We start from the raw sequence: 24919 nt of genomic DNA on the forward strand, positions 1-24919 counted from the left end.
CTTTTTGCTGCAAAAGGGAGTGAGAACCTAATATTATAGTAGTTACGTACTATTAAATAGTTTGGGGAGTTTGCTTCTTTTTACTTTTCCTGTTCTGGTTTTGGGAATTTCGTTGATTTGAATAATCTGTTTAGGAATCTTAAAAGAGGCTAATTCAGATTTCAATGAATGTTGGATTTTTCCCTCATCAAACGAATGATTTTCTTCGGGCACGACTGCAGCTACAACCTTTTGCCCCCACTCTTTATCAGCTAAGCCTACTACAGCTGCTTCAGATATACTATCGAGATTGGTAAGAACCTTTTCCACTTCAAAAGGAGATACATTTTCTCCCCCCGTAATGATAAGGTCAGTTCGGCGTGTTTCTATAAATAATTGATCATTGGCATTGAGGTGCCCAAAGTCGCCTGTATTAAACCATCCGTTACTATCAAAGACTTTTGAATCAGGGATATTTACATATCCATCAAAAACTTGAGGCCCTTTAAGCCATATTGATCCCGAGTTATTAAAGCCTAAAGGGGCACCACTTTTGTCTCGGATTTGAATATTGTTGGGTGAAAAAACTTTACCAACACTACTCATGGGGCCATATGTGCCTTTAGGTTTTAGAATCGGGTTTGCTGCAATCTGGGCACATGTTTCAGTCATTCCATAGCTGGGTACTAAGGGTACACCACGATCATTGCATCTTTTTACTAGTTGAGAGTCTATTGGCCCCCCTCCAAGTAAAATTGCATGAAAATTGTTGTGTACATGAAAGTTTCTCCTCTTAAGTAACCGTTTAAGCATAGTGGGTACCAGCGAGGCTGCTTGGAATAGCTTATTCTCAGAGAGAAATGTATGAATCATGTCAGGGTGAAAGCTTTTCATCCTGAAAATCGAAGAACCATATAATAAAGAACGCAAAATTATGGAGATACCCCCAATATGATTGAGGGGAAGGCAAAGTAACCAAAAATGATTAAGTCTTGGTTTGAAATTCCGAGCCGATGCTTCAGCAGCAAAATGCATTTGTCTGCGTTTCAGAGGAACTATTTTAGGTGTTCCTGAGGTGCCGGATGTAAAGAAATAACCAAAAATACTTTCAGGCTCTGTTGATGGCATGAAATTTTCAGCTGCATATCCCAGCTTTACATCAACAGTTAGGGAGCGAGGTAAATCTAATTGCTTAATGTCAATCTGCTGAGAATAGTCTAGTTTTTTTTGTGATTCTTTACTACTAAAAATTAAGCCGGTATCAATATGTTGAAGTTGTGTTTCTAGTTCAGCAGCAGTTGATTCGGTATCAAAAGAAATAAAGGGAATACCCAAGTTCCAGCAGGCGGCAATGGCAAAAACCAATGTATCCGTCGAAGGTGAGATGAACCCAACCGGTTTATCAAAGTCGTGATCAAAATCGAATAAAAATTGAAGAAAAAAACGCTGGAACTGTTTTAGGTCACCATAACTGTGTAATCCAAAACTGGATCCAAGAAAAAGATCTTCTGCCCTGGGAGCAGAAAATGTAGGGACCTTATTTTTAGTTTGCGTTTTCACTTCCATAGTTTAATTTGAGATAATTGTTCTAGTATATGTGAATCTATACTAAAAGGAATATCCTTAAATGGGAGTTGGTACACTCCGTTAAATATATTATTTGAGTCGTAAATAAGATCACGATCTAGTAAGGAACCTGTTGTTAAGCCATGTGCTGATTGGTTGCTACCCAGTCCAGAGGCGAAAAGAGCAGTTACTATACGGCCGATTCCACTTTCCAGACTTGTGGTATATACTGTTTTATTATCATGAGTATTAGCAAGGGTATTTGTTGCAAATATTTTTTTAAAATTTCCTAATACCATCGGTTTTATAATCACATGTGATGTAAATGGTAAAATGTCTGGCCAAAAATCATCTTTAATTATAGTTTCGTCGATACCTAATGGCAAATTTGTAGCCTGAAAGAGCTCCTTATACATTTGAGTAGTAGCCCGTTTTAAAGGCTCTTCCAGGTATTCAATATCTAAGGGTGAAAATAGCTTGCAGTTTGTAATGGCTTCTTCTAATGTCCAAGCTCTATTGGCATCGAGTCTAATTGTTAATTCAGGAAAAGTAGAACGAATTTCCCGAAGTTGCTGATATTCAGTCTCAATACTGCGACCTACTTTAAATTTGATTGTTTTAAATCCTTTTCTGGTTAACTGATGAACTTCAGTACAAACGTTTTCTGACAGTAAATTTCCTAAAGTATTAACTGGTACTGTTTCATTGTATGTTGAAAATAAAATATCTGCCATATTAATTCCCTTATCTAATGCAGTAGTTTGATAGGCAATAGTATCAAGGCCGAAGGTTAGAGAGGGACTAAAGGTAAATTTATCATACATTTTTTGGAGTTCAACGACAGGAGATGAACTTTTTAATGTTTCAATAATTATATCAACATGTTCTTGAAGTTCTGTTTCGATCTTATCGAGTGAGTTTTTTGAAAAGCCGGGGAGAGGAGCTATTTCTCCGAATATTTTTTTTCCACTACTAGTTTGGTATACCAGTACAATGCCTTTCCTGTAGGCGAAAGTTTTGCTACTGGTATCTAATTTTTTTTTGAAAGGTAGGTGATATTGATAAGCTGTTAAACTCATAGTACATCTAAAATAATAGCAGTGCTAAATAAAACACCAAATAAGACCATAAATTGAGCGGTGTGTTCAAGTGTTTTATTTAGTTTCCGTTTATCTTTATTAGTCCAAATTCGAAATAGTAATATAACTGCTATGGGTAAGCTTAGATAGGGAATTAATATTACTGTACTGTATCCCAGTTGGTAATAAAAATAAAGGGGAACCACCCAGCTAATTATCACCATAGTTAAATATTCCCACCGCAATACCCCTTCTCCGAAGAGAACTCCCAGGGTATTTTTTCCGGCCGGACCATCCTGTTCAATATCTCTTAAATTGTTAACGACTAATATATTGGTAGAAAGTGCTCCTACAGCCAGAGAGGCCCAAAAGGAGGAAGCACTCCACGTCAAAGTATTTATATAATAGGTACCCATAACAGCAACAATGCCAAAAAACAGGAATACAAAAAGGTCACCTAACCCATTATATCCTAAGGGGAAAGGTCCGCCCGTATAAAGTATGCCACATATTAATGATAGAATTCCAATTACTAAAATTACCCAACCGGCATGCCAAACAAGGTACAACCCCAATAGAAAGGCAAGACCCATAGTAACAAGTGTGGCATTACGCATGGTATTGGCAGAAATTTGTCCTGTAGCAGTTGCCCGCTCAAAACCAATACGTTCTTCAGTGTCAGCACCTTTTTTAAAGTCAAAATAATCATTAGCAAAATTAGTTCCGATCTGAATTAAAAAGGCACAAAGTAATGCGACAATAGTTGGAATTAGATCAAAGGCGTTATTGTGATAAGCAAGGGAAGCTCCAACACAAACGGGCACAAATGCCGCAGCCAATGTTTGAGGACGCGCAGCTTGAATCCAACATTTCAGATAATTGGTGTTCGGCATGGTAAAAAATGGGGTAAATATTGGGGATAATTTGTTGGTCCAATAATAGTAATAAATCCTCTGCTTAAAAAAACAAGCCATCACTGTATTTATACAAAATTAAATTAGATGATAGTTGATATTAAGCCCCCTAAACATAAAAAAATTAAATAAATGAAATAATATACCTTTTAAATTAATGCTTTAATAAAAAAATAATTAAAAAATTTGTGCAATTATATAAATCTTAATTATCTTTAGAGCGATTCGAAAACGATCACTTAAAAAAATAAAGAACACACTACTTCAATGACTAAAGCACTTAGACGTTACGACACGCTGGCTGCTGCACGGAACTGGTCTCCCAACAAAAATGGGGAGCCTATGGAATCCATGAATGTAACGGAAATATTCGGTGAGAATATATTCCAGCAAGAAGATTTAAAGGAGCAACTTCCCAAATCAATTTGGAAAGATCTTGAAAAGACAATCCACGAGGGGGAGCAGTTGAATCCCGATGTAGCTGATGCTGTAGCCGTAGCGATGAAAGATTGGGCGATGAATAAAGGAGCCACACATTTCACACACTGGTTTCAGCCATTAACAGGTTTAACAGCAGAAAAGCATGATAGTTTTATCACCCCTAATCAAGGTGGCGGGGCTATTGCTGAGTTTTCTGGAAATGATCTGATTCAAGGTGAGCCTGATGCATCCAGTTTTCCTAACGGAGGGCTTCGCCAGACATTTGAAGCTCGAGGATATACTGCTTGGGATCCAACGTCTCCGGCTTTTATTATGGAGAATGAAAATGGGTCTTACTTGTGTATTCCAACTGCTTTTGCCTCTTGGACAGGCGAAGCATTGGATCATAAAACACCGATATTACGATCTAATGAAGCATTGAATAAACAGGCCAAAAGGGCACTTGACCTGTTTGATGTTGAAACCAAACGTGTTGCTGCTACGGTAGGTACCGAGCAGGAGTATTTCCTGATTGATCAGGAATTCTATTATCGTCGTCCTGATTTAATGACCTCGGGTCGAACATTAGTAGGAGCAAAACCTCCCAGGGGGCAGGAGATGGATGATCACTATTTCGGTTCTATCCCGGAACGTGTACTCTCTTTTATGCTTGAAGCTGAGAAAGAACTATATAAATTGGGGATCCCGGTAAAAACGCGACATAATGAAGTGGCTCCTAGCCAGTATGAAATTGCACCTCTTTTTGAGACCTGCAATATTGCCGCCGATCATCAACAGCTGATGATGATAACACTCAAGCGTATTGCCAGAAATTATGGCCTTGAGTGTATGCTTCATGAAAAACCGTTTGATGGACTTAATGGAAGCGGTAAGCACCTGAACTGGTCTATGGCTACTAAAGAAGGTATGAACTTACTGGAGCCCGGTGATAATCCGCATGACAATATGCAGTTTCTGTTCTTCTTTACAGCTGTACTAAAGGCTGTTTATGAAAACCAAGATCTGCTTCGTATCAGTATTGCCCATGCCGGTAATGATCATCGATTGGGAGGAAATGAAGCACCCCCAGCCATTATTTCTGCCTATATTGGTGAGCAGCTCGAAGATGTATTAACCCAGCTGCTTAACGGTGTGGCAAAAGAATCAAAGCAGGGTGGTCTTTTAGGACTTGGTTCACCTGTATTACCTTCACTGCCAAAACATGCCGGTGACAGAAATCGCACTTCTCCTTTTGCCTTCACCGGTAATAAATTTGAGTTCCGTGCGGTAGGTTCCAGTCAATCGATTTCATTCCCAATTGTGGTGCTAAATACCATCGTTGCAGATGCAATTGATGAATTATGCACTAATCTGGAAGCTGAAGTTGATGGAGCTAACTCATTTGAAGATGCTCTGGGTACTGTAATGCAAGACGCATTGGGGGAATGTAAAGATATCATCTTTAACGGTGATGGTTATTCAGAAGAATGGGAAAAGGAAGCTGAGGAGCGTGGTTTACTTAACCTTAAAACTACTATTGATGCATTGCCAAAATTAACTGATGAGAAAAATATTTCGCTTTTTGAGAAGCACAAAGTGCTAAATAAACGCGAAATACACTCACGTCAGGAGATATGGGCAGAGCAATATTTAACAACCTTAAATATCGAAGCAGATACCACTGAATCGATGGCAAAAACAATGATCTATCCTGCCGCAGTTCGTTATATGAATGAATTGGCAGAAAATGTGGAGCGTGTTCAAGAGCTTGGCATTGACAGCAAAGGATCTAAGAACATGCTTAAAAAAGTTAATAAGGGGTTAAATGACCTCGGCACTGCACTTGAGGAATTGCGGGAAGCCGTACTAAACTCTGATAGTGATGAGGTAATCGATAGCGCAACTCATGTTAAGGAAAATGTTAAACCCGCGATGACGAAGATTCGTGATTCGGTTGATTTCCTTGAGCGACATGTTGCCGATGACTATTGGCCACTGCCAATTTATCGGGAAATGTTATTTGTTAAATAACCAATATGTTCATTAGTGAGAATAGGCGACGTCATTTTTGGCGTCGCCTTTTTTAATGAATATCTGTGAAAATTTGGGTTAACATTTTGCGGATTTGAAAATAATTCGACAGTATATGACAAACTAATATCTAATTAAGGGCTATGTATCAATTATGAAATGTTTTCAAAGAATGATTGTGGTATTATTTATTATGTCTTTAGGGCTTCAATTTCAGAGTTTTGCCCAAGAAGACGAGACGAAAAGGATTCACCAACAGATAAACCAGCAGGCGGATCAAATTTTTGACCAGGTGATAGAATGGCGACGTCATTTCCATGAAAACCCAGAACTTTCTAACAGAGAAGATGAGACGGCTGCTTATATTGCTGAATACCTGCGTTCTTTGGGAATGAAAGTGGAAACCGGAGTTGCACATACTGGTGTGGTTGGTGTTCTTGAAGGAGGAATGAAAGGACCAATAGTAGGTTTGCGCGCAGATATTGATGCTTTACCTGTGAAAGAACGCACCGATGTCCCTTTTAAATCGACAAAGAAGACTACCTATCTTGGACAAGAAGTGGGGGTTATGCATGCATGTGGGCATGACACTCACATTGCAATGCTTCTAGGAGCGGCAAAAATTTTAACTGATATAAAAGAAGAACTCAGGGGAACGGTTAAGTTCATTTTTCAACCAGCTGAAGAGGGAGCTCCTCCAGGAGAAGAAGGCGGTGCTGAACTTATGGTGGAACAAGGAGTACTCAAAAATCCAGATGTAGATGTAATTTTCGGACAACACATTAACTCTCAAACCGAGGTAGGCACCATTCGCTATCGACCGCGTGGTACTATGGCTGCAGCTGACAGATTCGTTATTACCGTGAATGGTAAACAAACACATGGCTCTACACCCTGGACAGGCGTAGATCCTATTGTAACTTCTGCCAAGATTATAGAAGGGTTGCAATCTATTATCAGTAGGCAGACAGAACTTACCAAGGCGGCAGCTGTAATTTCAGTGGGAAAAATACAGGCTGGGGTTAGAAATAATATTATCCCTGAAAAAGCTGAAATGATCGGGACTATACGTACACTTGATACCGAAATGCAGAAGATTATACACGAGAAAATTCGCCATGTTGCCACTAAAACTGCAGAAAGTATGGGTGCTTCTGTTGAGGTAGATATTCAAAAAGGATACCCGGTAACATATAATGATCCTGAGCTTACCGAAGAGATGGTGCCCAGTTTACAAGCTATTGCTGGAAATGAAAATGTGGTGCTTACTGATGCCATTACTGGTGCCGAGGATTTTTCATTTTTCCAAAAAAAGGTTCCAGGTTTTTACTATTTCGTAGGTGGTATGCCCAAAGGAATGAATCCCGCTGATGCTGCTCCACACCATACCCCTGATTTTTACATTGAGGAAAAAGGAATGAAGCTAGGTGTTAAATCACTTGCTCGTTTGGCCTACGATTATATGGTTAAGAATGACAAGTAGTTACTGGTTTTATATAGAATGAATTTTAACCCCTGACAATATAAAGGTCAGGGGTTTTTCTTTTTGGGGAACCTTTCTGTTGGTTAGTTGTGTTTGTAGCACATTATGAGAAAATCAACGAATTATGACGTGATCATTGCAGGTTCTGGGATGGGAGGAATGACAGCTGCTGCCTTACTGGCAAGTGAAGGGTATAAGGTGATGGTATTGGAGGCTGCCCATGCACTTGGTGGCTGTAGCTCATCTTACTACCGCAAAGGATATTGGTTTGAAAGTGGGGCTACCACTCTTATCGGCTTTGATAAAAATCAACCTCTTCGATACCTTGAAAAGCATACCGATATCAAGATTCCCCGTATAGAAATTAAGCCTGCTATGCAGGTACACCAAAATAGTGAAGTGATATGTCGATACAAGGGGCAAAAGAAATGGATTGAGGAGGTTGTGAGAGTATTTGGACAGAGATCTCAACAGCTTTCTTTTTGGGAATTGGCTTATAAGATTTCAGATGTAATCTGGAAAGTGTCACTGAACAACCATTTTTTCCCTCCGGTAAAGTGGCAAGATCTGATATCGCTATTTGGTAATAATAATCCCAAAGATTTATGGGTATTACCATATGCCTTAAAATCTGTGGCAGATGTAATGAAGGATTTTCATTTATACTTCCCGGAATTTCGACAATTTATCAATGAGCAATTAATGATTACAGCCCAGTCTACAGCTGAAGAAACACCTTTTTTATTCGGGGCAGCCGGACTTACCTATACCAATTATTCCAATTATTATGTGCCCGGTGGATTAATTAAAATGATTCATGAAATCAGGGATTACATTCTTAAAAAGGGGGGAGAGGTAAAAACAAAATCTCCTGTTGTGTCGATTAGTCACAGAAATGGAGACTATGATATCCATACTGCTAATTCATCGTATAAAGTTCCCGTAGTACTATCTAATATTCCCGTTTGGAATATGCCAAGCCTTTCCAGAGGAAACATAAGGAATTACTTTGTGGAAGAGTCGAAGCAATATCAACAGGCGTGGGGCGCTTTTACAATGGGGATTGTAACCTCAGATATTTATCCCGATAAGATGCCATTACACCATCAACTTCACTTACATGATAATGAAAAGCCTAAAGAAATAGATTCAAATTCGATATTTGTTTCATTTTCTCATCCATCAGATAACAAACGGGCTCCTGAAGGGAAGCGGGTGCTCAATATATCAATGCATACACGACCAGACTTCTGGTTTGGTGAGGGTAAATATGCCTATGAAAACCGTCGAGAAATCGTAACAAAATTTATTATTGATAAGCTAGATCAACTACTGCCTGGATTTGATAGCAAACATATTGTTGAACAATTTTCGGCCACTCCCTATACCTGGCAAAATTGGGTATATAGAAAAAAGGGAAGAGTAGGTGGTATTCCACAGAGTATGGCCCGTTCACTTGCCGATTGGATGCCGGCCGAAACACCTTTTCCCGGATTGTTTTTATCTGGGGATACGGTATTTCCGGGACAGGGCATTCCCGGCGTTGCAATAAGCGGTATTAATGCTTTTCACAGAATTAAGCGATATTTGTCATAAAGATAATTAAACAAAACATGTAGCCGTTATCTTCGTAAATTATAAATGTGGTTTTAGCACAATGACTCAGCAGAACTTATTGTATGATACAATGGTTAGAATTGATGCATAGGAACCGTATATTCGGATGAAAGAAAACAGCAATTAACTTAATCTATTCTTGAATTACCAAAACTCGCAATATAGCCCAAATACCCAGTTATCAGTTTTTCCGCCAGCGGTTAAACATCTGCTGATCGTGAACGCACTGGTCTTTATAGGAATGTTTACTCCTGTCATTGGTCCATATATTCAAAACTATGGGGTGCTCTGGCCCATTGATTCTGGGTATTTCCATTTTTGGCAACCGGTCACCTATATGTTTTTACATGGAGGAATGGGACACATATTTTTCAACCTTTTTGCTTTGTGGATGTTTGGACAATCCATCGAACGATTTTGGGGAACCAGACGCTTTACGATCTTTTATTTTTTAACAGGTATAGGAGCCGGTTTCTTTCATATGCTGGTTGGTGGGGGCGGTCCAACGCTGGGTGCCTCAGGAGCAGTTTATGGTATCCTGTTAGCATTCGGAATGATGTTTCCAGACCGTCAAATTATGCTCTTAATCCCACCAATCCCTATGAAAGCAAAATATTTTGTAGCTATTTTTGGAGCAATCGAACTTATCAGTGGACTTACAAGAGCAAACTCGGGTGTTGCTCACTTTGCCCACCTTGGTGGAATGCTAGTAGGTTTTATTCTAATTAAGTATTGGGGATTAAAAAAACAGGAATCCTACTACTGATAATATTTTTTTTTAAATTATAGTAATTGCAGGTTAACCAGTTACGAACTGTTGGCTTAATGTCACGAAAATTGAAGCCAACCAGGTATTTAAAGCATGTATGACGATTCATTTGGAAATTCATTAAAGCGTGGTTACCGTGGTTTGCCTGTGGCAATACGAACGTTAATTACGCTTAATGTAGCGGTATTTGTACTACAGGTAATATTGGGGATTATTAGCCCGGCTTACAGCAATGCCCTGATAAATGCTTTTGCCTTTTATCCGGATTGGCAGACAGCACTGTTTCAGCCATGGCGTGCTTTTACTTATATGTTTTTACACGGAGGGACGTTCCATCTTGTCTTTAACATGCTTTGGTTATGGTGGATGGGGCGAGCCGTTGAAGAATCACTAGGACCACGCACATTTTCTGTAATATACCTTGGGGCAGGTATCGGAGGTGCTCTCTTTAATATAGTTGCTGCTCCTTTATTAGGGTTTAATCCCGTTATTGGTGCTTCTGGTGCTGTTTATGGCATTATGGTATCTTTTGCAATGCTGTATCCTACAATGCCTATTATGTTAATTTTGTTACCCCCCATACAGGCACGCTATGTTGTGGCAGGTTTAATAGCTATTGACACCCTTTTGCTGGGATCTTCTGATGGCACAGCTCGCATTGTCCACCTGGCTGGGGCGGGAGTTGGATATCTGATGATGAAAGCTCAACATAATGGTACCGAACTTGGTAAATGGATGTTACCGGTTGAACAGCTTTGGTACCGTTTGAAAAGTATTTATCAGCAAAAAAAATCGCGCCCCCAAAATGATCATATGTATTCGGTTTCTGATGTCGAGATAATTGATGAGACTGAGCAATCTGAACTGGATGAAATTCTCGAAAAGATTTCTGATAAAGGATATGATGGGCTTACCGATGCGGAAAAGAAAAAACTCTTCGAGCTCAGCAAAAAAAACTAATTATAAATTTGAATGATTACTCCCGTTTACTTCGTTTTTGTGATAAACGGACGCTTTACGAAAAAAAATAACTATGTCTCATATTAAACGACGCGATTCAATACAGGTAATGGTAGGAGATGTACCCGTTGGCGGAAAAGCACCTGTTGTGGTACAATCAATGACTAATACTGATACCTCAGATATTGCTGCCACGGTTGAACAGATTAAACATTTACACCGGTCAGGGTCAGAAATCGTACGTATAACTGTTAATAATGATGCTGCTGCAGAAGCGGTGCCACACATAAAAGAGCAGTTGTTGCAAGATGGGGTGAACGTTCCCATTGTAGGAGACTTTCACTATAACGGCCATAAGTTGTTGGTAAAATACCCCGAAGCAGCAAAAGCCTTATCAAAATTTCGTATTAATCCGGGAAATACAGGAACAAAAACACGAGATGAAAATTTTTGTACCATAGTTGAACAGGCGATTAAGTACGATAAACCAGTTCGTATTGGTGTAAACTGGGGTTCTCTGGATCAAAAGTTATTGGCAAGAAAGATGGATGCCAATAATGAGCTCGCAAATCCCAAATCCTCTAAGCAGGTGATGCTCGATACGATGGTGGAAAGTGCCCGCCGATCCGCTGAATTGGCAGAAAGCGTTGGGTTGGCTTCCAACAAGATTATTATCAGTTGTAAAATGTCGCATGTACAAGATGTGGTTCATGTGTACGAGCGCATTGCAGAACTACTGGATTATCCATTGCATGTAGGGCTTACTGAGGCTGGGATGGGCATGAAGGGAACGGTGGCAAGTACAGCAGCTCTTTCCGTGTTGTTGCAGCAGGGAATAGGGGATACTATTCGCGTATCTTTGACTCCTAAACCAGGAGGAGATCGTGCCGAAGAGGTTAGGGTTTGCCAACAAGTGCTACAGTCGCTGGGGATCCGAAATTTCGTTCCGCAGGTTACTGCATGTCCGGGTTGCGGACGAACCAATAGTACCTACTTTCAGGAGCTTGCAGAGGAAATACAGGACTATTTGCGTGAGATGATGCCGATCTGGCGGGATGTTTATCCGGGAGTTGAAGAGATGAATGTGGCAGTAATGGGTTGTGTAGTAAATGGACCCGGTGAATCACGAAATGCCAATATAGGAATTTCACTTCCGGGGACATTTGAAGAACCAAAAGCGCCGGTCTATATGGATGGGGACCATCATTCTACCTTGCGTGGTGATCATATTGGAAAAGAATTTAGAGAGATACTGGATAACTATGTAAGACGAAATTATGGAAAGAGCAGTGAAGAAGAGACTGAAACTGTGCAACAGGCAGGGGAATAATATTGTTATGAGGAGATTCTTGCGCTTAATAACAGAAAAGGGCAAATAGGGTAGTGATGAGAATCTCCTCTGCCAGAAGTGTAGGCCTGATATTGGGAATATTAATAATATTTGGCGGTTGTGATTCGGCCCCGGTCGATAAAAGGTACCTAAATTCAAAAGAATTTAAACAGTTTAGTAAGACTCAAAAACAAGAGTATGCCGCACAAGTTAGTGACAGGCATTCTTTGGAAAAATTTATCAATGCACTTGTAGTGTGTAAAAAAAAGACGAAATTATCCTTTCCTTTGCAGTTTAAGAAAAATCTTTTGAAAAGTGACGGTTCAAAATGTTCGAGAGTAACGAAGCATTTTAATACCAGTTTTGACGTAGAAATTATAGGTTATTCCTATTTTGAGCCGATATTTATTCGATGGATAATATTAGAGAGAGCGTCGGTATACGAAAACTTAGAATTGCTGGTAGTAACACATAAAGAGGATAAAGTACTGGATTTTCAGGTCGTGGGAAATTTCAGGAAAAATTTGTCACAAAAAATTTCAACGGATATTAGGGTGTCCCAAAAGGGGGATTTCGTATATATTACCTCTGTCAGTGATCGCAATTTAAAATATCCTATAGAACAGGAACAAATTGTGGAGAATAAATATCTCATTGGTAGGAAAGGGCAGATTGGTATCCAATAAACAAACTCAGATGATATGAGAAAACTTATACTTTCGATCGCGTTATTATTTATTGTTCCCATTTTATTATTCGCACAACAAGCCGATAGTTCTTTGATTGTTAAGGCTGATTCACTGTATGAATCCTTTAATGAAGAAAAGGCTCTGGATTCTTACCTGAAGATTTTGGAACAAGAGCCTGAACATTATGAAGCTTTGTGGAGAGGTAGTTTCTTATACTCCAGAGTGGGAAACAGATTGGATAAGAAATCGGAAAAAAAAGAATATTTTAACAAAGCAATTTCTTTGGCAGAACGGGCATTGAAAGCAGATTCCACCGACAGTCAATCCAACTTTGTGATGGCCGTTGCTAAAGGCCGTAAAGCTCTTATTTCCGGGGCTAAAGATCGTGTTGCAGCTTCGCGGGCAATAAAGAAATATGCTGATCGGGCACTCAAGGATGATGAAAACCATGCCGGAGCCTGGCATGTCTTGGGACGCTGGCATTTTAAAGTTGCTAATTTAAGCTGGATTGAGCGAGCAGCTGCCAATACCTTATTTGGTGGAATTCCCGGAGATGCTAGTAATGAAAAAGCAGCAGAAGCTATTGAAAAAGCGATCTCTTTAAATGAAGACTACATCCTTTATTACCTTGATTTGGCAAAAGTATATGAAGAGATGGGACGAGAACAAGATGCCATTGATAAATGTAATGTGGCACTCAAAAAACCATTGCTGACTCCGGATGATTCTAAATTAAAAAACGAATGTAAAGACCTTGTAGAAGATCTGCGTTAGTTTTTGTGAGAGAATAAGTTAGGAATTTTATATAAACTTTTTTTAACAAAGTATTTCTGAATAGTGGTTGTTGATAAAACTGATCTTAATAGAATTGGTGTGTTAACATCAGGTGGTGATGCCCCGGGCATGAATGCTGCGATACGGGCCGTGATAAGAACGTGTGTCTATTATGGAATTACCCCTTATGGCATTTACCAGGGGTATGATGGATTGATAAAAAATAAATTCAAAAAAATGAATGCCGGTTCTGTGAAACATATCATCCATCAAGGTGGCACGATACTAAAATCGGCACGAAGCTTGGATTTTAAAACTAAAGAAGGCAGGCAAAAAGCATGGGAGAATGTAAAGAAGCACGAGCTTGATGGGCTTGTAGTTATTGGAGGTGACGGTACTTTTAATGGGGCTATGGTTTTTGGAAATGAACACGATTTCCCGATTGTAGGGATACCTGGTACTATTGATAATGATATCTACGGCACTGATTTCACAGTAGGTTTTGATACGGCCGTAAATACGGTTGTTGATGCTGTAGACCAAATTCGAGACACTGCAACTTCTCATAATCGGTTGTTTTTTATTGAAGTTATGGGACGTGATGCCGGCTTTATTGCGGTTTATTCAGGTATTGCAGCTGGATCAGAAGAGGTGCTTATTCCTGAAAAAGATCGAGGTATAGAACAGCTTTTCGAATCATTAGATCGTACCTCTCAACGTCAAAAAAGTTCACGTCTTGTGCTAGTAGCCGAAGGGGATAAAAATGGAAGTGTCTATGATCTCGAGGATGAAGTAAAAGAACGATTTGGTGATCGTTATGAGACAAAAGTGACTATCTTGGGCCATGTGCAACGGGGCGGTCGGCCTAGTTGTGCTGACCGTGTTTTGGCCAGCAGATTGGGAGTTAATGCCGTTGAGGCCCTTATGGATGGACATCATAATGAAATGGTAGGGGTAAGGAACCGGAAAGTGAAGTTCACGGATTTTGAGAAAGCTACAAAGCAGAATCCGAAGATGGACGATGAGCTGCTACGTATTGCTGATATCATATCTATTTAATTGTATTTCAAGAATAAAAATAAGCAGCTGCCTTGTTAGAACAGCAGGATAAAGAATACACTACGCCCGAGTGGGCCAAACATGTTATTTGGTATCAAATATTTCCAGAACGTTTTTGCAATGGAGATCCCTCTAATGACCCTACTCGTGAGCGGCTGGGAATGCCGGAAGGATGGGAAATTTCTCCCTGGACAGGTGATTGGTATGAACAGGCTCTTTGGGAAAAAGAATACAGCAATACGTTTCGAAAAAGTGTTTATAAACGACGTTATGGCGGCGACTTACAAGGCATTTTAGATAAGCTGGATTATCTGGAAGAGTTGGGAATAGGAGGGATATATCTTAATCCCGTTTTTGATGCGGTATCTCTGCATAAGTATGATGCCAGTTGTTATCACCATGTAGATCGATTTTTTGGACCCGACCCTGAGGGAGATGCCCAAATTATGAAAGCAGAAGACCCCAGCGATTCGTCTACCTGGCAATGGACATCTGCCGATAAGTTGCTTCTTAAGTTGATTAAGGAAGTCCATAAGCGTGGTATGAAAATTATTCTAGATGGCGTTTTTAACCATACTGGAACTGATTTCTGGGCTTTCCGGGATATTTTAGAACATCAGGAGCATTCACAGTTTAAAGACTGGTATGCTATACAGTCTTTTAAAGACCCCTCAGAACCCAATAGTGAATTTTTATATGACAGCTGGTGGGGGGTTAAAAGTCTGCCGGCTCTCAAAGAAGAGGGAAAGACATTGGCAGCACCGGTTAGAGAACATATTTTTGAAATTACCAGGCGTTGGATGGATCCGGACGGGGATGGAGATCCGTCAGATGGTATTGACGGCTGGCGTTTAGATGTGCCTGAAGAGATAGGGAAGGATTTTTGGAAAGAGTGGAATGAGCTTGTTGAGTCTATTAACCCTGAAGCATTTACGGTAGGGGAAATTTGGACCAAGAAATCTAAAGATTGGGTGGGTAAAGATCTGTTCAAGTCATCGATGAACTATCCATTTACTAATGCTGTCATAGAATATCTGGTAAATGAATCGGTGAAAGCATCAGAGTTCTTAAAAGAATTACGTGCACTTCGGCGTCAATTTCCGCATGAGGCCCAATTTGTTTTACAAAACTTGATGGATAGCCATGATACCCCTCGGCTGGCTTCCATGATTGTAAATTCTGATCTGGAATTTGGTGAAGAAACCAAGCCTAACGAAGGATTCAAGGTACGGAAACCGACTGTTGAGGAGCGTAGACTGCAACGCCTTATTGCCCTGTTTCAATATACTTACGTTGGGGCACCGATGATCTATTATGGCACAGAGGCCGGAATGTGGGGTGCCGATGATCCCGATGACCGAAAACCGATGGTTTGGCCAGAGTATGAGTATGATCCCGAACAAAAACATCCATTGGGGGAAGATCGTCCGGTAGATGAAAATAGCTTTGACAGCCAGCTTTTCAAGTGGTACAAAAAGCTCGGGGCCATAAGAAATACTCGCCTTTCGCTTAGGATAGGGGGATTTCAAGAACTAGCCGTTGATAATGCACAAAATGTATTTTGTTATGCACGTATCTTGAATCAGAACATGTTCTGTATCGTGGTTATTAATAGATCAGAAAAGACACAAAAGGTATCAATTCCGCTCTCAAATTTTGATATTCCAGCAGATAAACATTTTGAAAATTTAGTAACCGATACACGCATCAGAATAAATGGGGAAGAGGCAACTCTAACTCTTTCTCCTGTAACCGGTGCAATTTTAGCACCTGAGAAACAAGATAATGCAAATAGATCCTAAATATTTTAACACTTTTTTAGTGATTGTTGCTCTCGTGGCGGCATCATTAATTACATTTTTCACCTTGCAAAATCGTAGTAATGAAAAAAGTGCATTTAAAGAACGTATAGCTTCTAACGATTCGTTACAGACGGTCTATTGGCAACAGGTTCAAAAGTCGGACAGTATTAGGATAGCAGACTTTAAGGGGAATTTTGTTGTGCTGAACTTTTGGGCCAACTGGTCTGATGCTACAATAGAATCACAGCAAGAGTTGGCAACATTGAAATCGCAATATAACGATACGCTACAAGTCATTGCAGCAGCGGTAGGTCTTCAAAAAAAGGAAGCCTTGGATTTTATTGCAGAACATAAATTTCCTTTTCATTTTGTTGCTGGTTCCCGTCAGTTTTCAGACCTGTCGGTTCCAGGGTTACCGGCACAGTTAATTTTCAACCCTGAGGGCAAGTTGCAGACTGTTTTTTTGGGGTACCAGAATGAAAGTCAATACGATAGTTTACGTTCACTTTTAAGCAATGGCTACAAATAAAGAATGGATATGCTTTGACGGGGTCCTAAGTGATACAGAGACCGCGGTAGCGCCTGTCAAATCTCGTGGTTTAATGTATGGCGAAGGGGTTTTTGATACTCTTCGTGTTTATTCAGGGCGAACACTTTTCTTTAGTGATCACTATAAAAGAACGGTAAAAGGGCTTCAGTCACTGGGTATTACCATACCAGATTATTTATCAAAAGAATATCTCAAACAGGCTATAACGAAGCTATTATCGAAAAAAGATCTGCTTCATTCTGATGCTGTAGTTCGACTGCAGTTTTGGCGAGAAGGAGAACGCGGTTACCGTACAACTGAAGCCGGTCGCCTGCATTTTTCAGTTATGGCCTCGAAGTGTAAAGAAGTATATCCCCATCCTCACCTTGTTACTGTGGATTGTAGACGCACTCCAAGTCAATCAATGCCATCAGAATTTAAGTATACCAATGGTATCAACTATATTCTTGCTGCAAAAGAAGCCAAGCAGCAGAAAGGTAGTGATGCCCTAATGCTGACGTTGGATCGAGATATATCTGAGACCACCATTGCCAATATCTTTTGGCGAAAAAATAAGCAGGTCTATACTCCTTCAACAGAATGTGACCTGTTTCCCGGAATTACTCGCAGTATTGTGATGGAAGTAATTGATAACCATTCATCTTTGAGTTTACGCCGTGGTAGTTTTGGTCTTAATCATATTAAGCAAGCTGATACTGTATGGATATGTAATTCTGTGCGTGAATTATTAGCGGTTAAAGCTCTAGATGAAAAGACGTATATTACAGATGACACAATGTTTAATGAGATAAAACATGCATTTGAAACCTATCGCGACCAGCATTTAGAACCTTTGTAAAACCCATGATGGCATCACTTCACGAGCTTACACAATACTTGTCTGAACAGGGGCCATTACTGCTGCTCGAATCCCAATCTCCAAAACATCCATGGGGAAGATCTTCGTATATAGCTGGCAAACCTAAAGCGATAATAAAAGCCAGAGATCGAAATATATCTGTTGAGGGGGAAGGGAAGTCTATCTTCAATGAAAACCCATGGAAAGCATTGCAAGAGTTTCGAGAGAATCATTCTGATTGGTTATTTGGTTACTTGGGATATGATTTAAAGAATCATACTGAAGAACTTTACTCGGCTAACAATGATCCTGTTAGAGCTCCTGACCTTTTTTTTATGGTCCCTGAAGTGCTCGTTAAATACCATCATGCAACGGGACATTTTGAAATGATAAAAGGGGAGTTGCCATCTGATATGCAGTTGAGGAGCGATAATAATAAACCTGGTTCCTTATTTAATTTTATAAATCTGCGTCCTCAATTGAACAGCGCTGATTATATTTTAAAAATTAAGGAGGCGCAGCACCGAATTGCGGAAGGTGACTTTTACGAAATAAATCTTTCCCACCAACTTAAGGCCGACTTCAAAGGTAGTGCTTTTGCATTATATCAACAGATGAAAAGAGTTGGACCGGTACCTTTTGGGAGCTACTTGGATTTCGAAGATATTAAAGTATGCTGCCAATCCCCCGAGCGGTTTATTCGTAAAGAGAGGAATACCGTTTTTTCTCAACCCATTAAAGGGACATCGCAACGAGGAGAGAATGACCAGGAAGATGAGCAGCTTAAGCGGGCATTGATCGAATCCCCAAAAGAACAGGCCGAAAACCTGATGATCGTAGATCTAGTGCGTAATGATTTGAGTAAAATTGCACGTCATGGTACCGTAGAAGTGCCCAAGCTTTTTGAGATCGAATCGTTTGATACTGTACACCAAATGGTGTCAACGGTAACAGCAGAGGTTGCAGTTGATGATCCGGTAGCCATACTTAAAGCATGTTTTCCCATGGGGTCTATGACCGGAGCCCCAAAGATTAGTGCTATGGAAGCGATTGAGGAGTTAGAAGAATATCGTCGGGGAATCTATTCTGGGGCAGTAGGTTATATACGTCCCAATGGTGATTTCGATTTTAATGTAGTGATCAGAACAGCGATCATTAAAGATGACAAACTATATTATGCCGCAGGTGGAGCAATAACTGCAGATTCAAATCCCCAAAGGGAATGGGAAGAAACATTGATTAAGACTCGAGCATTGCAACGGACGATAGCAGAAGAGCCCATAAAAGGCTAATAAACGTTGATACAGAATTAATTTTTTTAAAGAGAGCATCTTCTATTTGCTTTAGAATATGGGAAGCCTTTAGTTTAGTAGCCTCAATATTTTCGCGTTTCATTCTAAACTACGCATAACGAAAAATAACAGAACGAACTTTAAAAGATCTGCACCATTGGCCGGAAGTACAATTTACGATATCGCAAAAAAAGCAGGGGTAAGTATTGCTACTGTCTCTCGTGTCATGAATAAGAGCGAGGGTATTGCTGATAAGACCCGAAAAAAAGTATTAAAAGTAGCTGACGATCTTGGATACCACCCGCAAGCCTATGCCCAGGGATTAGCTCGCAAGAAAAAGAATATTATTATGGTGGTAGTGCCGGTATTATCCAACTATTTCTTCATGGAGGTACTTTCAGGTATTCAGGATGAAATATCTAATTATGATTATGATCTGAATATTTTCAATATCCAGAACGAAGGTAATAACATGTTTGAACAGGTAGAGAATATTCTTAAACGGCAGTGGGCTGATGGATACCTGTTTATTTCCACACACCTTCGGGATCACCAGCTAAAGAAACTGGAAAGTTATGATGTACCTCTGACTCTTGTTGATGAAGATTATTCAGGTATAGATTCTGTAAGTGTAGATAATCAAAAGGGTATTCAACAGGCAATGCAATATTTTCTGGAGCAGGGCTTACGTCGTATTGCTATGATCAGTGCTTTGAAATCATCAAAGCCGGGTGAAGAACGTATTGAAGGGTATAAGAAGGAGCTGCGCGAGGCAGGAATATCAATTGATGAAGATTTAATTGTAGCAGGGGACTCGATGTATCGGGATGGGTTTTCTGAACAAAATGGATATGAAGCGATGATTAAGCTTCTAGACCTGGATAATCCACCGGAGGCTTGTTTTTGTTCTTCAGACATACAGGCTGTGGGAGCTATTAAAGCGATGAAGGAGCGAGGTGTCCATATTCCAATTATCGGTTATGATGATATTACCATCTCCAATTACATTGGACTTTCCACAATCCGACAGCCGATGCATGATATGGGGGCATTCGCTACTAAAAACTTGGTTGAGCGTATGCAGAATCGTAAGGAGGGACCTATCCAAAAAATATACTCTCCTGAACTTATTTTGCGTTCATCTACTGAAATAAACAATTAAAATAATTGCTAATTCACTGTTGTTTTGGTTTTTTAAAGGGGACGAATTTTTTTAACCTGTGATGTAAGCGCTTACATTCATATTTTGCATGCAGGTGCAATAAGAACTAAAAAGATTGTTGGATATCATATGCACATACCCAAAACCTGGATATTTGATTTAGATGGTGTAATTGTAGAAACTGCACAATTTCATTTTAAATCCTGGAAACGATTGGCAGACTCTTTGGATATTCCGTTTGAAGAATCGCATAATGAGGCACTCAAAGGAGTTAGCAGGGCAAAATCACTGCAGATTATTTTAGATCTGGATGAAAGACAGGTTTCTGAGAAAGAGTTCCAGCATTTGATGGATAAAAAGAATGGCTGGTATCAAAATTATATTGCAGAGCTTAGTCCTGATGATATACTCGATGGGATACCTGCTTTTCTGAATAAATTAAAAGAGATGGGGGCAAAACTTGTTATAGGTTCTTCCAGTAAAAATGCGCAATATATACTCGATTATTTGCAGTTAACTGAAACCTTTGATGCAATAATTGATGGAACAAAGGTGAAAAAGACCAAGCCTAATCCGGAAGTTTTTTTAAAAGGAGCCCGCGCAGTAGGTTCGGAATCCGAAGAATGCATTGTTTTTGAGGATGCTGAATCGGGGGTAGAAGCTGCTAAAAGAGCCAATATGGTATGTGTGGGAGTAGGGGGTGAAGAAGTACTAGGTGAGGCGGATCTTGTTGTTGATTCTTTTGTGGATATGTCGCCCAAAGATCTATTAGAGAAATTGAACTAAACACTTTGAATATTATCAGTATAAAATAAGGATGATATGAACCAGTATTTAGAAGTTGATAAATGGAAAATAGTAGAAACGGGCTTTAATCCGGAGCACCAGCGTTCTTCTGAAAGTATTTTTAGTTTGGGAAATGGCCATATGGGACAGCGTGCCAACTTTGAGGAATGCTACAGTGGAGATTCTCTTCAAGGGAGTTATATCGGTGGTATTTACTATCCGGATAAGACGAAGGTAGGTTGGTGGAAAAACGGTTATCCAGAGTATTTTGCCAAGGTATTGAATTCGGTAAACTGGATCGGTATTGATATTGAAATAAATGGGGAACCACTCGATATTTTTGAATGCGATGTAAGCGCTTTCAAACGGGTGTTGAATATGAAGAAGGGCTATCTACAGCGGCTTTTTATTGCAGAACTACCAACCGGAGATAAGATAAAGGTTGAGGTAATGCGATTTATTAGTATGGCTCGCAAGGAGATAGGTGCAATAGAATATAATATAGAAGCCCTTAATTTTAATGGAGAAATCACCATTAAGCCATACATAAATGGGGATGTTCGAAATGAAGATGCTAATTATGATGAACATTTTTGGTCAGAAGTTGAGCAGACTAGTTTTGAAGAAGGCGGATTGGTAACAACACGTACAAAAAAGCTGGATTTCCATGTCTGTGCCGGTATGACAAATAAGCTCCAAAAAAATGGTCAAGACCTCAATATAAATACTGAAACTGAAGTTATCCCGATGGAGGTTTCTGAGGAGTACTCAATATCAGTTACGGAAGGGGATGAGGTAACGCTACATAAGATTGCGGCAGTAGCTTCTTCATTAAATCACAAAAAAGAACAATTAAAGTCTCACGTAGGTGCATTGATAAAAGATACTGCAGCGCTAGGGTTTCCAAAATTATTATATGAACATACGCAGCGCTGGTCAGAAATTTGGGACGGCAGTGATGTTCTTATTGAAGGAGATGATAAAGCCCAACAAGGGATCAGGTTCAATATTTTCCAGCTTTATCAAACCTATACAGGTGAGGATAAACGATTGAATATTGGTCCAAAAGGATTTACCGGAGAAAAGTATGGTGGTTGTACTTATTGGGATACGGAAGCCTATTGTTTGCCTTTTTATCTAAATACGGCACCAAATGAGGTGGCACGAAACCTGTTGCTATATCGCTATCAACAACTTTCTGAGGCCATTGAAAATGCTGAAAAGCTTGGTTTTACAGATGGAGCAGCCTTATATCCCATGGTAACGATGAACGGAGAGGAGTGTCACAACGAGTGGGAGATTACTTTTGAAGAGATTCATCGAAATGGGGCAATGGCTTATGCCATTTATAATTATATCCAGCATACGGGAGATGAGGCTTACCTGAGTGATGCTGGCTTGGAAGTACTTATTGCCATTTCACGGTTTTGGAGTCAGCGTTTTAATTACTCCGAAAAACGAGACAAATTTGTAATGTTGGGGGTCACGGGTCCTAATGAGTATGAAAATAATGTCAATAATAACTGGTATACCACATACATCGGTTGCTGGACAATGCAATACACCTTAGAAAGTATTGCAAAAGTTCAATCGCAGTACCCAAAGCGCTTTAAAGAGATAAAGAGGAAAACCAATTACTCTGAAGAGGAAACTACTCGTTGGAAAGAGATCATGGACAATGTCTATCTCCCGGAAGATGAGGAACGCGGTATATTCTTACAACAGGATAATTATCTTGACAAAGAACAGCGTACTGTTCAGGACTTGGATGATGACGAACGCCCTTTAAACCAATACTGGTCATGGGATCGTATTCTACGTTCTTGTTTTATTAAACAGGGAGATGTAGTGCAGGGACTCTATTTCTTTGAAGATCATTTTGATGAAGAAACGTTGCAACGAAATTTTGACTTTTATGAGCCTCGAACGGTTCATGAATCTTCATTATCGCCATGTATTCATGCTATAATGGCTTCGAAGCTGGGTTATCGTGATAAGGCTTATGAATTTTATTTGCGTACGGCACGGCTCGATCTTGACGATTACAATGAAGAAGTTCACCAAGGATTACATATCACCAGTATGGCCGGAACGTGGATGGCTATTGTTGAAGGATTCGCCGGCAAGCGTGCTAAAGAAGGTGAATTATACTTTTCACCTACTCTTCCAGATAAATGGACAGCCTACTCTTTTAAAATACTTTATAAGGGACGAAGAATGAAGGTTAGGGTAGCAGATGAGGAGATTGAAATCACCTGTGAAGATGGGGAGGCCGTCAAATGCTACGTATATGATGAACAATATCAAATAACACCTGATAACCCATTACAGCTGACTCGAAAGAAAGCGGTTGCTTAATCTTATTATAAAACATCAAACAAGAATACTATGCATAAAAGTGTAAATAGAATCTCCAATTATTTTCAAGTCGGGATTGTAGTACTTGCATTATTAACAGCAGGAATAGGATGTAGCCAATCTGCTCAAAATAATGACAAGAATCCTCAAAATAAGAAACTGGTTGAGCATCCCGAGTGGACCAAGAATGCGAATATGTATGAGGTGAATATTCGACAGTATACCCAAGAGGGGACTTTTAACGCATTTAAGGAAGAATTACCTCGCCTCAAAAATATGGGGGTTGATATACTGTGGCTCATGCCTATTCATCCTATTGGAGAAGAAAAACGTAAAGGAGAATTGGGCAGTTATTATTCTATTAAAGATTATACCGCAGTAAACCCCAACTTTGGGACCAAGCAAGATTTTGTTGAATTGGTAACGGCAGCTCATAAGCAGGACATGAAGCTTATTATTGATTGGGTACCAAACCATACAGCTTGGGATCATCCGTGGGTGAAAGAACATCCTGAATATTATATGAAAGATTCTACTGGAGCTATTACCTATGAAGCAGATTGGACTGATATAGCTCAGCTCAACTATGAGAATAAGGAGCTTTGGGATAAGATGATAGAAAAGATGAAATATTGGATCGAAGAAGCAAATATAGATGGCTATCGTGTTGATCATGCCGGCCACGATATCCCATTAGCTTTTTGGAAAAAAGCAGTGCCTGAAGTAGATAAAGCAAAAGAGGATATTTTTTGGCTGGCGGAATGGAATACTCCTGAAATGCATCCCTGGTTTGATGCAACATATAGCTGGGAATACTTCCACCTCACAACAGATATTGCCAAAGGGGATAAATCTCTGGATGCAATCTCTGATTATATGGCTAAACAGGATACCCTTTTTCCAGATCACGCCTACCGACTGTACTTTACTTCTAATCACGATGAAAATTCATGGAATGGTACGGATGAAGAGTTGTTTGGAGACAACTTCAAGAACTTTGCTGTGATGGCCGCTACCATTGAAGGAATGCCACTTGTATATAGTGGACAGGAAACGGGGCTGGACAAGCGCCTGGAATTTTTCAAAAAAGATCCCATTAATTGGGATGGATATGAATATGAATCGTTTTACAAGACGCTATTTGGATTGAAGGATCGGAATGCTGCACTTTGGAATGGTCAGTACGGTGGGCATTTTGAACATCTGGAGACGACTCCATCAAAACGAGTGTATGCTTATAAACGTCTGAAGGGGGATCAAGAAGTCGTTGTGGTTCTTAATTTCAGTGATAAAAAGCAGGAAATTACTTTGCCTGACTTCGACAGTGAAAAAGAGTATACCAATGTATTTACTGGTGATATCGAAACCCTTAACAACAATGAGGTATCATTAAAAGCCCATCAGTTTGTTATACTTGAACGATGAGTAAACGCGTAATAGATGTGTCATAAAGTTATGCGT

At 39.8% G+C, this 24919-nt stretch carries 20 protein-coding genes; 17 read left to right on the top strand and 3 right to left on the bottom strand.

Annotation, left to right across the window (positions count from 1 at the left end):
- Positions 1 to 42: 42 nt before the first annotated feature.
- From FCN14_RS02605 to FCN14_RS02615, 3 genes are read right to left on the bottom strand one after another with little or no spacing between them, the layout of a single operon-like run.
- Complete coding sequence (locus FCN14_RS02605) at positions 43 to 1545, bottom strand: AMP-binding protein (protein ID WP_138429535.1); 1503 nt, start codon at positions 1543 to 1545, stop codon at positions 43 to 45.
- Positions 1536 to 2624 carry an o-succinylbenzoate synthase gene (menC, locus tag FCN14_RS02610; RefSeq protein ID WP_138429536.1) on the bottom strand — a complete coding sequence of 363 codons (1089 nt, stop codon included), beginning with the start codon at positions 2622 to 2624 and terminating at the stop codon, positions 1536 to 1538. Before menC ends, FCN14_RS02605 begins: the two co-directional genes overlap by 10 nt.
- On the bottom strand, positions 2621 to 3517 hold the full coding sequence (locus FCN14_RS02615) for a 1,4-dihydroxy-2-naphthoate polyprenyltransferase (RefSeq protein ID WP_138429537.1): 897 nt from the start codon (positions 3515 to 3517) through the stop codon (positions 2621 to 2623). Before FCN14_RS02615 ends, menC begins: the two co-directional genes overlap by 4 nt.
- Positions 3518 to 3805: 288 nt before the next feature.
- Between FCN14_RS02615 and FCN14_RS02620 the strand changes: the two genes are divergently transcribed.
- The 17 genes from FCN14_RS02620 to FCN14_RS02700 all read left to right on the top strand — a co-directional run bounded on the left by FCN14_RS02620 (position 3806) and on the right by FCN14_RS02700 (position 24883).
- Complete coding sequence (locus tag FCN14_RS02620) at positions 3806 to 5989, top strand: glutamine synthetase III family protein (protein WP_138429538.1); 2184 nt, start codon at positions 3806 to 3808, stop codon at positions 5987 to 5989.
- 193 nt (positions 5990 to 6182) lie between these two features.
- On the top strand, positions 6183 to 7472 hold the full coding sequence (locus tag FCN14_RS02625) for an amidohydrolase (RefSeq protein WP_246043081.1): 1290 nt from the start codon (positions 6183 to 6185) through the stop codon (positions 7470 to 7472).
- A gap of 105 nt (positions 7473 to 7577) precedes the next feature.
- Positions 7578 to 9068 (top strand): phytoene desaturase family protein, encoded by a 1491-nt coding sequence (locus tag FCN14_RS02630; protein ID WP_138429540.1) that lies wholly within the window; start codon positions 7578 to 7580, stop codon positions 9066 to 9068.
- Between the two features lie 160 nt (positions 9069 to 9228).
- Positions 9229 to 9855 carry a rhomboid family intramembrane serine protease gene (locus tag FCN14_RS02635; RefSeq protein WP_138429541.1) on the top strand — a complete coding sequence of 209 codons (627 nt, stop codon included), beginning with the start codon at positions 9229 to 9231 and terminating at the stop codon, positions 9853 to 9855.
- Positions 9856 to 9951: 96 nt separating this feature from the next.
- Entirely contained in the window at positions 9952 to 10818 is an 867-nt protein-coding gene (locus FCN14_RS02640) for a rhomboid family intramembrane serine protease (RefSeq protein ID WP_138429542.1), read from the top strand.
- A gap of 73 nt (positions 10819 to 10891) precedes the next feature.
- The gene (gene ispG, locus FCN14_RS02645; RefSeq protein WP_138429543.1) at positions 10892 to 12148 is read left to right on the top strand and encodes a flavodoxin-dependent (E)-4-hydroxy-3-methylbut-2-enyl-diphosphate synthase; all 1257 of its coding nucleotides are present in this window, start codon (positions 10892 to 10894) and stop codon (positions 12146 to 12148) included.
- A 56-nt stretch (positions 12149 to 12204) separates the two neighbouring features.
- Positions 12205 to 12834 carry a hypothetical protein gene (locus FCN14_RS02650; RefSeq protein WP_138429544.1) on the top strand — a complete coding sequence of 210 codons (630 nt, stop codon included), beginning with the start codon at positions 12205 to 12207 and terminating at the stop codon, positions 12832 to 12834.
- A 15-nt stretch (positions 12835 to 12849) separates the two neighbouring features.
- Positions 12850 to 13611, top strand: coding sequence for a tetratricopeptide repeat protein (locus tag FCN14_RS02655; protein WP_138429545.1), 762 nt, complete (start codon positions 12850 to 12852; stop codon positions 13609 to 13611).
- 63 nt (positions 13612 to 13674) lie between these two features.
- Positions 13675 to 14670 carry a 6-phosphofructokinase gene (gene pfkA / locus FCN14_RS02660; RefSeq protein WP_246043082.1) on the top strand — a complete coding sequence of 332 codons (996 nt, stop codon included), beginning with the start codon at positions 13675 to 13677 and terminating at the stop codon, positions 14668 to 14670.
- A 32-nt stretch (positions 14671 to 14702) separates the two neighbouring features.
- Positions 14703 to 16472: a glycoside hydrolase family 13 protein gene (locus FCN14_RS02665; protein ID WP_138429546.1), complete on the top strand. Its 1770-nt coding sequence runs from the start codon at positions 14703 to 14705 to the stop codon at positions 16470 to 16472.
- Positions 16456 to 17001, top strand: a complete 546-nt coding sequence (locus tag FCN14_RS02670; protein WP_138429547.1) for a TlpA family protein disulfide reductase — start codon at positions 16456 to 16458, stop codon at positions 16999 to 17001. Before FCN14_RS02665 ends, FCN14_RS02670 begins: the two co-directional genes overlap by 17 nt.
- Positions 16988 to 17860 (top strand): aminotransferase class IV, encoded by an 873-nt coding sequence (locus FCN14_RS02675; protein WP_138429548.1) that lies wholly within the window; start codon positions 16988 to 16990, stop codon positions 17858 to 17860. The genes FCN14_RS02670 and FCN14_RS02675 overlap by 14 nt, the downstream gene beginning before the upstream one ends.
- 5 nt (positions 17861 to 17865) lie before the next feature.
- Positions 17866 to 19152, top strand: a complete 1287-nt coding sequence (pabB, locus tag FCN14_RS02680; protein ID WP_138429549.1) for an aminodeoxychorismate synthase component I — start codon at positions 17866 to 17868, stop codon at positions 19150 to 19152.
- A gap of 157 nt (positions 19153 to 19309) precedes the next feature.
- A complete protein-coding gene (locus FCN14_RS02685) occupies positions 19310 to 20314 on the top strand; it encodes a LacI family DNA-binding transcriptional regulator (RefSeq protein ID WP_138429550.1) in 1005 nt (334 codons plus the stop codon).
- 129 nt (positions 20315 to 20443) lie between these two features.
- On the top strand, positions 20444 to 21100 hold the full coding sequence (gene pgmB, locus FCN14_RS02690) for a beta-phosphoglucomutase (RefSeq protein ID WP_138429551.1): 657 nt from the start codon (positions 20444 to 20446) through the stop codon (positions 21098 to 21100).
- 36 nt (positions 21101 to 21136) lie between these two features.
- The gene (locus FCN14_RS02695; protein WP_138429552.1) at positions 21137 to 23458 is read left to right on the top strand and encodes a family 65 glycosyl hydrolase domain-containing protein; all 2322 of its coding nucleotides are present in this window, start codon (positions 21137 to 21139) and stop codon (positions 23456 to 23458) included.
- Between the two features lie 30 nt (positions 23459 to 23488).
- Positions 23489 to 24883, top strand: coding sequence for an alpha-amylase family glycosyl hydrolase (locus tag FCN14_RS02700; RefSeq protein ID WP_138429553.1), 1395 nt, complete (start codon positions 23489 to 23491; stop codon positions 24881 to 24883).
- Positions 24884 to 24919 lie beyond the last annotated feature (36 nt).

The sequence above is a fragment of the Fodinibius saliphilus genome (genome assembly GCF_005869845.1).
In the GTDB taxonomy this organism is placed as follows: Bacteria; Bacteroidota; Rhodothermia; order Balneolales; family Balneolaceae; genus Fodinibius; species Fodinibius saliphilus.

Coding starts and splice junctions, on each gene's coding strand:
- FCN14_RS02605 (WP_138429535.1), bottom strand. CDS start 1,545: ATGGAAGTGAAAACGCAAACTAAAAATAAGGTCCCTACATTTTCTGCT.
- menC (WP_138429536.1), bottom strand. CDS start 2,624: ATGAGTTTAACAGCTTATCAATATCACCTACCTTTCAAAAAAAAATTA.
- FCN14_RS02615 (WP_138429537.1), bottom strand. CDS start 3,517: ATGCCGAACACCAATTATCTGAAATGTTGGATTCAAGCTGCGCGTCCT.
- FCN14_RS02620 (WP_138429538.1), top strand. CDS start 3,806: ATGACTAAAGCACTTAGACGTTACGACACGCTGGCTGCTGCACGGAAC.
- FCN14_RS02625 (WP_246043081.1), top strand. CDS start 6,183: ATGTCTTTAGGGCTTCAATTTCAGAGTTTTGCCCAAGAAGACGAGACG.
- FCN14_RS02630 (WP_138429540.1), top strand. CDS start 7,578: ATGAGAAAATCAACGAATTATGACGTGATCATTGCAGGTTCTGGGATG.
- FCN14_RS02640 (WP_138429542.1), top strand. CDS start 9,952: ATGTATGACGATTCATTTGGAAATTCATTAAAGCGTGGTTACCGTGGT.
- ispG (WP_138429543.1), top strand. CDS start 10,892: ATGTCTCATATTAAACGACGCGATTCAATACAGGTAATGGTAGGAGAT.
- FCN14_RS02650 (WP_138429544.1), top strand. CDS start 12,205: ATGAGAATCTCCTCTGCCAGAAGTGTAGGCCTGATATTGGGAATATTA.
- FCN14_RS02655 (WP_138429545.1), top strand. CDS start 12,850: ATGAGAAAACTTATACTTTCGATCGCGTTATTATTTATTGTTCCCATT.
- FCN14_RS02670 (WP_138429547.1), top strand. CDS start 16,456: ATGCAAATAGATCCTAAATATTTTAACACTTTTTTAGTGATTGTTGCT.
- FCN14_RS02675 (WP_138429548.1), top strand. CDS start 16,988: ATGGCTACAAATAAAGAATGGATATGCTTTGACGGGGTCCTAAGTGAT.
- pabB (WP_138429549.1), top strand. CDS start 17,866: ATGATGGCATCACTTCACGAGCTTACACAATACTTGTCTGAACAGGGG.
- pgmB (WP_138429551.1), top strand. CDS start 20,444: ATGCACATACCCAAAACCTGGATATTTGATTTAGATGGTGTAATTGTA.
- FCN14_RS02695 (WP_138429552.1), top strand. CDS start 21,137: ATGAACCAGTATTTAGAAGTTGATAAATGGAAAATAGTAGAAACGGGC.
- FCN14_RS02700 (WP_138429553.1), top strand. CDS start 23,489: ATGCATAAAAGTGTAAATAGAATCTCCAATTATTTTCAAGTCGGGATT.